Annotated in this window: 10 protein-coding genes; 3 read left to right on the top strand and 7 right to left on the bottom strand. The window is 60.5% G+C overall.

Annotation, left to right across the window (positions count from 1 at the left end):
* Nucleotides 1-1056 precede the first annotated feature (1056 nt).
* Nucleotides 1057-2130 carry a TIGR03032 family protein gene (locus tag ABR948_RS25655; protein WP_428123311.1) on the top strand — a complete coding sequence of 358 codons (1074 nt, stop codon included), beginning with the start codon at nucleotides 1057-1059 and terminating at the stop codon, nucleotides 2128-2130.
* A gap of 56 nt (nucleotides 2131-2186) precedes the next feature.
* Here the strand turns inward: ABR948_RS25655 and ABR948_RS25660 are convergent, their stop codons facing one another.
* The 3 genes from ABR948_RS25660 to ABR948_RS25670 form a co-directional block, all read right to left on the bottom strand.
* Complete coding sequence (locus ABR948_RS25660; protein WP_428123312.1) at nucleotides 2187-3236, bottom strand: malate/lactate/ureidoglycolate dehydrogenase; 1050 nt, start codon at nucleotides 3234-3236, stop codon at nucleotides 2187-2189.
* A gap of 204 nt (nucleotides 3237-3440) precedes the next feature.
* Complete coding sequence (locus ABR948_RS25665; protein WP_428123313.1) at nucleotides 3441-4553, bottom strand: DUF2336 domain-containing protein; 1113 nt, start codon at nucleotides 4551-4553, stop codon at nucleotides 3441-3443.
* A gap of 299 nt (nucleotides 4554-4852) precedes the next feature.
* Entirely contained in the window at nucleotides 4853-5014 is a 162-nt protein-coding gene (locus ABR948_RS25670) for a hypothetical protein (protein WP_428123321.1), read from the bottom strand.
* Between ABR948_RS25670 and ABR948_RS25675 the strand changes: the two genes are divergently transcribed.
* Nucleotides 4953-5111: a hypothetical protein gene (locus ABR948_RS25675; protein WP_428123320.1), complete on the top strand. Its 159-nt coding sequence runs from the start codon at nucleotides 4953-4955 to the stop codon at nucleotides 5109-5111. The genes ABR948_RS25670 and ABR948_RS25675 overlap by 62 nt on opposite strands.
* 251 nt (nucleotides 5112-5362) lie before the next feature.
* Here ABR948_RS25675 and ABR948_RS25680 read toward each other — a convergent pair whose 3' ends face one another.
* On the bottom strand, nucleotides 5363-5617 hold the full coding sequence (locus ABR948_RS25680; protein WP_428123314.1) for a hypothetical protein: 255 nt from the start codon (nucleotides 5615-5617) through the stop codon (nucleotides 5363-5365).
* A gap of 679 nt (nucleotides 5618-6296) precedes the next feature.
* Here ABR948_RS25680 and ABR948_RS25685 point away from each other — a divergent pair.
* Nucleotides 6297-6740: a hypothetical protein gene (locus ABR948_RS25685; protein WP_428123316.1), complete on the top strand. Its 444-nt coding sequence runs from the start codon at nucleotides 6297-6299 to the stop codon at nucleotides 6738-6740.
* Between the two features lie 179 nt (nucleotides 6741-6919).
* Here the strand turns inward: ABR948_RS25685 and ABR948_RS25690 are convergent, their stop codons facing one another.
* From ABR948_RS25690 to ABR948_RS25700, 3 genes are all read right to left on the bottom strand, one after another.
* Nucleotides 6920-7237, bottom strand: coding sequence for a GlsB/YeaQ/YmgE family stress response membrane protein (locus tag ABR948_RS25690; RefSeq protein ID WP_428123317.1), 318 nt, complete (start codon nucleotides 7235-7237; stop codon nucleotides 6920-6922).
* Between the two features lie 173 nt (nucleotides 7238-7410).
* A complete protein-coding gene (locus ABR948_RS25695) occupies nucleotides 7411-7581 on the bottom strand; it encodes a hypothetical protein (protein WP_428123318.1) in 171 nt (56 codons plus the stop codon).
* A gap of 139 nt (nucleotides 7582-7720) precedes the next feature.
* Complete coding sequence (locus ABR948_RS25700) at nucleotides 7721-7876, bottom strand: hypothetical protein (protein ID WP_423869364.1); 156 nt, start codon at nucleotides 7874-7876, stop codon at nucleotides 7721-7723.
* Between the last annotated feature and the right edge of the window lie 470 nt (nucleotides 7877-8346).

Here is an 8346-nt window from a genome sequence, read left to right on the forward strand (position 1 = left end):
GACGCCAGCATCGGGGCGTCAGAACCACACGACTTCTCCGTCCGTCTCACGCGCCGTTCGTTATCGGCGCTTCCACGTCCACCGCATCCTGACCCGCGTCCGTGACGATCGCGAACCGCCCCTCTGTGGGACAGGACGGCCAGGAAAATAAAGTGATTTGGGGTCTTCGGAAAATCAGAATATTTTTGCGGCGAGGGCTGGACACGGCGGGCGGTCAATGGCCCAGATGATTTGCCCGTCGGGCAATCAGTCGGGTCGATTGAAGTAGGGACGGCTTATTCGGTGTTTGTCGTCACCCGCACAGAACGTCGTCCTTGCGAAAGCAGGGACCCCCGCGTGAGCGCTTGCGCTCATCGCAACGCCGTGTCCTCTCGTTTGGACACCGATGGGAGAGACCTCGGCAACAACAAACGCCGGTGATTATGGGTCCCCGCATTCGCGGGGACGACGCGTTGAGATATTCATCCAATCACCACTGATAGCGCACGACGCCCTTGCCGGCATAGCTGCTGACGTTGCTGCCGAACTCGCCCTCGAAGGTGCCGGACAGTGAGAAGCACACTCGTCATCGAATCCCCAACAGCCCCGAGATACAACTTAAGGGTATTGATATTGAAGGGATTCGCGCGCGTCCATCCCGGTCGCCTGCCGCATCCGCCACAACAGGCACAAAAACGCGGCCATTCGGCAACACTCACGGGGAAATTACCGGAACGGCCATTCGACACCCAAAAAAGTCAGACGCCGCGGATCGCGCTTCCCGATGTTGCCTGGACAGCGCATGCGTGACGTCAAGCAAAGACCGTCATCACCGGGCTTGACCCGGTGATCCATCTTGTCGAAAAAACCTTGTTGCGAGATGGATTGCCGGGTCAAGCCCGGCAATGACGAGGTCTCACAGGCGCGGCAATAACAGAAAAAGGGCACTGTGGATCGCGCTTCCAAGTCTTGTCAAAAAGCAAGTCGTGTCACATAGCGAGATGTGCCACATAGCTGGGTGCCGCCTGAGGTTTGCTGCAACAATGGCGCATTCCAGAGATCGAGGACCTGACGCATTTGAGCGACGCCCCCGCCAGCCCACCACCATCCGCCGCGCTGCCGCAACTGACGGCGGCGCACATCACCTGCTCGCGTGGCATGGCGGATTGGCTGCGCGCTAATCAGGTCAGCCTGGCCTTCACCTCGTACCAGACCGGACGGCTCTATCTCGTCGGCGTCGATGACGCCGGTGGTCTGGCGATTCATGAGGTCGGCACCGGCCGCGCGATGGGAGTATGGGCCGATGCGCAGCGCCTGGTGCTGGCGACCGCGTTCCAGGTCTGGCGCTTCGAGAACATCCTGAGCCCCGACCAGACCATGAACGGCGCCGATCGCTATTATGTGCCGCGCGTCGCGCACACCACGGGCGAGATCGACATCCACGACATCAGCGTGCTCGGCGACGGCCGCATCGTGTTCGTCAACACCGCCTATTCCTGCCTGTCGCTGCTGTCGCCGGTGCATGCCTTCCGCCTGCTCTGGAAGCCGTCCTTCATCTCGAAACTGGCGGCCGAGGATCGCTGCCATCTCAACGGCCTTGCGGTCAAAGACGGCGAGGCAGCCTGGGTGACGGCGACCAGCCGCAGCGACGTGATCAGTGGCTGGCGGGCGCGGCGCGCCGAGGGCGGCATCGTGATCGATGTCGCGAGCGGCGCCATCGTCACCGAGAAACTGTCGATGCCGCATTCGCCGCGCTGGTACGATAACAAGCTCTGGGTGCTGAACTCCGGCAGCGGGCATCTCGGCACCGTCGATCTCTCAAGCGGCGACTTCACGCCACGCGCGTTCTGTCCGGGCTTCCTGCGCGGGCTGGCGTTCCACAACAATCACGCTGTCGTGGGCCTGTCGCTGTCGCGCGACGGTTCGTTCTCGGGCCTGCCGCTCGACGACGAGATGAAGAAGCGCGACGCCGACGGCTGGTGCGGCGTGCAGATCGTCAACCTCGGCTCCGGCGACATCGTGCAATGGATCCGCATCGAAGGCGCGGTGAGCGAGCTTTACGATGTCGCGGTGCTGCCGGGTGTGCGGCGGCCAATGGCGGCTTCGTTCACCGGCCCCGAGATCAACGATCCCCTGACCTTCGAGATGTGAACAGGGAGACAAGAAGATGGACGACGAGCCTGATACAACCCGGTTGAATCAGGCTCTCAGCCATCGATACGGATCTGGTAGCGTTCGGCGATCGCCGACAACTGGCCCCAGGTCGCGTCATCGATCTCGATGCCATTGGCGACGCGCTCGGCGCGGGCCAATCGCTCGGGCTCACCGGCGACCAGCACCGGGAGGTCCGGGTCGGCGGGATCGGCCGATTTGACCCAGGCGATCATGGCGTCGATCTCGGCCATCATGCTGTCGCGCGTCGACAGCCTGGCAGGATCGATCACGATGCTGAGCATGCCGTTGAGGATGCCGCGTTCAGGCGGCGTCGGCGTGGTGACACTGGCCGAGCCGACAATGGCGCCCGCCAACAGTTCGCACACCAGCGCCAAGCCGGAGCCCTTGTGCTCGCCGAACGGCAACACCACGCCGCGTGGCTCGGTGTACATCACCGAGGGATCGGTGGTGGGCTGGCCGGCGTGGTCGAGCAACGCGCCGTCGAGCATCGGCTTGCCGGCATTGTACGCCACCCTCACCTTTCCCAGCGCGACACGGCTGGTGGCGAAATCGAGCAGGATCGGTTCGTTGTCGGACGTACCCGGGATCGCGATGCAGACCGGATTGGTCAGGAACCTGCCCTCCCGTCCACGGAACGGCGCCACCGGTGGCGGGCCCGAAGCGACATTGACGAAGTGCAGCGCCACCATTCCCGCGCGCGCGGCAATCTCGCCATAGGTGCCGACGCGACCGATATGGTGCGCGTTGCGCAGCCCGTTCACCGCAACGCCATGCTGCTGTGCCGCCCCGATCGCCCATTCGACCGCCTGGCGCGCGACCACCTGGCCGTAACCGGCGCGGGCATCCCATACCGAGATGGTGCCGGTGTCCGAAACAATCTCGGGCGTCTGGTTGACCTTCAGCGTACCGGCCTCGAGGTCGCGCACATAGGCGACGAGCATCCCGACGCCATGGCTGTCATGGCCGCGCAGATTGGCCTCGACCAGATGCTCGGCGACAACGCCCGCCTCGGCCGGTGAACTGCCCCCCGCGGTGACGATGCGGTTGGCAAGCGCCAGCAGCCTGACGTGGTCGATAATCATGTTTCACTCCGTTCCGCGACGCACCTATGCGCGCGCCGCCGTGCTCAAGGTCGGCGACCGATCATAGCGACAGACCAGCCAGTCCCGCCACCGGCGATCGCACGCAGCGCGCCGGCAATTTTGCGGCCTGACCCAGGCGGGCGAATATCTGATGTGGTCGTCAAATGGAAGTACCGCCTGAGCGGCAAAAGCCGGATCAATTCATCAGGACGACGCGCGAACCTGCCAGAACTTCAGCGTCCGGCGCGCGTTTTCCGTGGTCAGCTTGGCGAATTGATCCCGGGCCTTGGCCAATTCACGCGGCCCCGTTGTGCCGGTCGCGAAGCGGCTGTCCAGGATCGCGTGGACCGTTTCCCAGCCGAGCCCGGCGGCCTTGCAGGGGACCAGGATCCCGTCGTCGCGCAGGCTCTGCATCAGGGGCCTGATAACATCGACGGTGGAGTGAGACAATTCGGCCAACGCAGCCACGGTCTCCTCATATTGACGTTGCCTGGCAAAGCCGAGCAAGGTCGCCTCGTTCAGTTCACCCCTGTCGCTGAGCGACACCACCAGGCGTTTGGCGGCCGCAAAGCTGCGAACCCTGGACATCTCGCGGTTGACGCCCGCGGAGACCGCGGCAACGGCACTGCGGATTTCCTCGAACAAATGCGGCGGCGCGCGCGACAACAGCCGGGACCGGACCGCTTCGGTCGCCTTGCGCAATAATTCCTGACGCAGCTCCGCGGGCAAATCGACCCGTATGCCGGTCTCGACGGCCAGCTCGGGATCGGACTCGGCCTGTGCCAGAACGATCGCAAATCCGGCGCCGGAAATCCGCGCGCCCGGGTTATTGATGATCCGGCGGCTGACGCTTGGGTAGCGGCGGGCCAACAGCTCGTCGGTGACAATTTCCTTCAGCCACCATCGGCCGGAAATCGCCAGCAAATGCGGCTCGCCTTTTGTTTTCGCGATTTCGACCAGATCCTCGGCGCTGAGGCGCGCGGATTCCGTCAGGACAGGACCGGCGATCGCGATCTCGTCATTGCCGGCAAGGCGACGGATGACCGTTGGCGGCGCCTGGGCAATCGGCGCAAGTTGACTGCTCATGTCGGCCAGCGCGATGCGGGTACTGACATCCGCGATCGCCCGAAGCTCGATCGTCCCGATCAGGCGATCGAGGACGCTGTCGAACAGCTCGATCTGCTCGTCGTTGAAGCTGCCGGCGGATAACAGAAACAGATCCGTCACACGCTTGATCGTTTCCAGACGCTTTTCCGCTGACCCGGCGCTGATCGCGATTTCGACTTCGTCGACAATGGACAAATCTGCAGCTGGCATCGCTCTTCCTGAGCGTCTGGGGCGCTCTTCTGAGCGAATGACCGGTTATAAAGTGAATCCATAAACGTTCCGTAAAACCGGATTTTGAGCGGTTTCAAAGGCAAAATTAACGCTGCTGCATCAGACCGAGGTCTCAATCGGGACCATCGCGCCGTTTTGACGCTGAGCCGGCGGCTTCCGCTCGACCGCCAGCAACAGAAATTCTCATGGCCTGTCGGCAGGTCTCGAACCTGCCAGGATGCGACCTGCATTTCCGGATTTGGAACGAAAGAGGCCGCCAACTGAGGCGGCCTTACTTCCTATTTGCCGGTCCTGCGAAGGACGGCTGCAAGATTGGCTATAAATTCCCTAACCCAATGATCCTCCTTTTCCAGCTTTTGCGAGGCAGCATCGACCATGATGCTATCGTCGAATGTCTCGGGGTGCCGGGGCGGCGGAATTTTCTCGGTAAATTGCAGCATTGGTTGTTCCTCGTTTCGACAGAGGGCAACGTTCAACCAAAACCAGCGTTCCGAGTTATACACGCATTCAATGGATGTTCCGCTCTTGGAACAGTGAGCGGTTCTAAGACGCGAGGCTGATGGATCATGAAGCCTCGCCATGCTGCCCCAACTTAAATTTCAACCTCTTCGAACAGGTTGTTCTGGTGCGTTGGCGGACGGGACCATCTACCCGGTACCGGGCGTTCGGCACAATGCGCAACGCCGTCTTTGACGACGAACGTTTACTCGACAGCGCGGCCAGATAGGCGCAGCCGGCAAGTGCCGCGACGATGTACCGGTCGCGCTACGAGGAAGGTTCTTACCCCGTCACGCGGTGACTTCGCCCGCCTTATGACGAGTGAGGCACGCGAGATTTGAGGACACCACAGGGCCGCCCCGCGGAGGAAATGCCGCAGATCCGGCTCGGGCGTTATCGCGATCAATTTCATCGGCCAATGCGACCCAGTTGAGCGCCATGATCGTTTGCTCAAGTGATTGCCGGGGTGAAATATCAGGCGATGACGCGAGTAACTTGCACTCGACAGCGTATTTCCTGCATTGTTTTGCGTTGATCATAGTCATTGTCATTTCCCCAAATTTGAGTGCGGGAACGCAACACTCTCGATGCCGGCTGACGACCACAGGCGAGGCGATATAGTGCGAACAGAGCAGGTTGCATTGCGATTCGCTGGTCAATAATGACCCGTTAAATCAGGTTCGGCGCCAGTTCGGACCGCCACAACTGAACTGAACCGCACCCTTGGCTTCGGTCAAAGCGCGTGGCTTTGGCCACGATCCGAAAAAGCAGGCCCAGCGCAGCGCTAATGCGCTGGGACTGTCAAGTTAGGGAGGAGTCTGCAGAACATCTGCATGGTCCATCGCCAGACGAACACATGCAGCAGCGCTGCCGCTGTTCGGTTTCGACCGTTTTCCTGAATTATTTTGGTTCCAGCTGAGTGGTCTATCTGGAAAATGCCAGTGTCCTGTTTCGGCCAGACTGGATCGCTCACTTCGGCAAAGCGGAACCATTAGCTCGGCTGGCGCTCGCCCTTCAGATTTGAGGTGAGGGAGCGATGTCGGTACGCTCATTTTTTTGGCGGCAGCAATAGGCTGCTCGGGGGCGACCGCGCTTCCGGCCGCTTTTGCGGAAGCCGAGCCAGGGTCCGTGGTCCACCAGGATCTCAAAAGCCCATCGGAATTTGAATCGATCGCAGATCAGGCAGAACGCTCGCGCGCGATTTTTGCCGAGATCGGAAAACTGTTGACGCATCCGCGCTGCATGAGCTGTCATCCCGCGGGCGATCACCCGCTCCAGGGCGCCGATCATCACGAGCATATGCCGGGAGTCTGGCGCGGCGACACCGGACACCTCGGCACATCTTGCGAAGAGTGTCACACCGACAACAATGTCGGGTTGAACGGGTCCGCCACCTATCAGAGCATTCCAGGCAATCCACGCTGGGGTCTGGCGCCACTATCGATGGCCTGGGAAGGCATGACTATCGGTGACATCTGTCGCCAACTGAAAGATACCAGCCGCAATGGCGGACGCGATCTGGCAATGTTGCGGGAGCATGTCGCCAACGACGATCTGGTGGCTTGGGGGTGGAATCCCGGACCAGGCCGCGAACCTGCTCCGGGAAGCCAGGAATCCGCCGGCGAATTGGTCCAGGCCTGGATCAACAGTGGAGCACAATGCCCGTAGTCGCTGAATCCCATGCAGGGCTTGGTGTCTCTAAATGTCAGTGTCTCTAAATGAAAGAGGCCGCCAACTGTGGCGGCCCTACTTGGTCTGAGTCTGACTTGGTCTGAGTTTAATCGTTGCGGATCATCCAGGTGCGAATAATCCGCGTTGAGGTATTCCACCTTGCACGCCGCACGAAGTTACCACCTGCTTCCCCACCTGCTTCCCCAACCGCCACCCCACCTGCTTCCGAAGCCACCACCGCCACGAACCAGCCGCACAATCAGCAGCAACAGCGTGGCGCCGATGGTCGCGTTGACGATCGCGCTGATAACCCCCGTACCGAGATGAATACCCAGCTGAGGCAACAACCAACTTCCGATAAAAGCCCCCAAAATCCCGACGATGAGATCACCAATGATCCCAAACCCGGTGCCACGTATGATTTGCCCCGCCAACCAGCCCGCAACCACGCCGACAAACAAAATGACCAGCAGGCTTTCACTTGACATATTCATGGTGCGACCTCGGAGAGTATCGGTTCGAGCGCGACTGATCGGCTGCCGCGCCCGGGGGTATATTTGTAAAACATCCATTGTGAGAACTGGTTCCCACACGACAACTTATATTCGTGTCCGCTGTTTGCGCTGTCAGCCGTCGACGCGCGCGCGAGCGACCGCCCCGCAGTGGATTACGCCGCCCAATCGATAACAGCGTCTATGAAGGTCTGAGCCTGACGGATCGCGTCCAGTCGGGTGGCGCAAACGCCGACCGAAACCGTTTTGCCCTTTCCCACGGTCCATTTCCAACTGCGCGGAAAGTTCATTTCGACGACCGAGATGCTGATGCCGCGATGTTCCACGGAGGGCCTCCGTTGACATTTAATTCGCGCTGACGAAGCTACTGCGTTCGATAGCGCAGGTCCAGCTCAGCTTCGAGATAGGCAACATGGTGCACACGCTGGAAATGAAAGAGGCCGCCAACCGAGGCGGCCTTGCTTCCTACTTATCGGTCTTCGGAGAGAAGCCCGCAAGATTGGCTACAATATCCTTAACCCAACGATCCTCCTGTTTTTGCAAGGTCGCATCAACTTTGATGCTGTCATCGAATACTTCAGAGTTTCGGGGCGGCGGAATTTTCTCTGTAAAAATTCGCATTGATTGCTCCTCGTACGGAAGAGGATAACGTTCAACCAAAAATAGTGTTCCGATTTATACACATTTATTAAATGTTCCACGTTAGGAACACTGTGTCAGACGGCGGTTATAGTTCACAGAAAGTCTCGCCTCTCGTCGATTTGTGTTGGCCGTTGCATGACCGTCCAGATAGCGGCGCAGCCAATGTCGCCTTCGGGTCATTTGCGACCGGGTCGACCCAGCAGCGAGTCCACCCATGTCTGCTACGCCGCGGAAAGCGGAAATAAATACAGAGTACTCGTCACCATCGCAGATCCGTAGGGCACACTCTCGTCATGGCCGGGCTTGTCCCGGCCATCCACGTCTTGCTTCTCCCGGCACAACTACAGAGAAGACGTGGATGCCCGGCCCGAGGCCGGGCATGACGGAGACTAACAACCCGGTGCCCGGCCTACATCGTGGCGCCGAGCACCCAGGGCGCGAATTCGGCG

The organism is Bradyrhizobium sp. (genome assembly GCF_050014615.1).
Lineage (GTDB): Bacteria > Pseudomonadota > Alphaproteobacteria > Rhizobiales > Xanthobacteraceae > Bradyrhizobium.

Excerpts from the sequence above, each read along its gene's own strand:
- ABR948_RS25660 (WP_428123312.1), bottom strand. The coding sequence starts at position 3,236 with ATGATTATCGACCACGTCAGGCTGCTGGCGCTTGCCAACCGCATCGTC.
- ABR948_RS25665 (WP_428123313.1), bottom strand. The coding sequence starts at position 4,553 with ATGCCAGCTGCAGATTTGTCCATTGTCGACGAAGTCGAAATCGCGATC.
- ABR948_RS25675 (WP_428123320.1), top strand. The coding sequence starts at position 4,953 with ATGCTATCGTCGAATGTCTCGGGGTGCCGGGGCGGCGGAATTTTCTCG.
- ABR948_RS25670 (WP_428123321.1), bottom strand. The coding sequence starts at position 5,014 with ATGCTGCAATTTACCGAGAAAATTCCGCCGCCCCGGCACCCCGAGACA.
- ABR948_RS25680 (WP_428123314.1), bottom strand. The coding sequence starts at position 5,617 with ATGACTATGATCAACGCAAAACAATGCAGGAAATACGCTGTCGAGTGC.
- ABR948_RS25690 (WP_428123317.1), bottom strand. The coding sequence starts at position 7,237 with ATGAATATGTCAAGTGAAAGCCTGCTGGTCATTTTGTTTGTCGGCGTG.
- ABR948_RS25700 (WP_423869364.1), bottom strand. The coding sequence starts at position 7,876 with ATGCGAATTTTTACAGAGAAAATTCCGCCGCCCCGAAACTCTGAAGTA.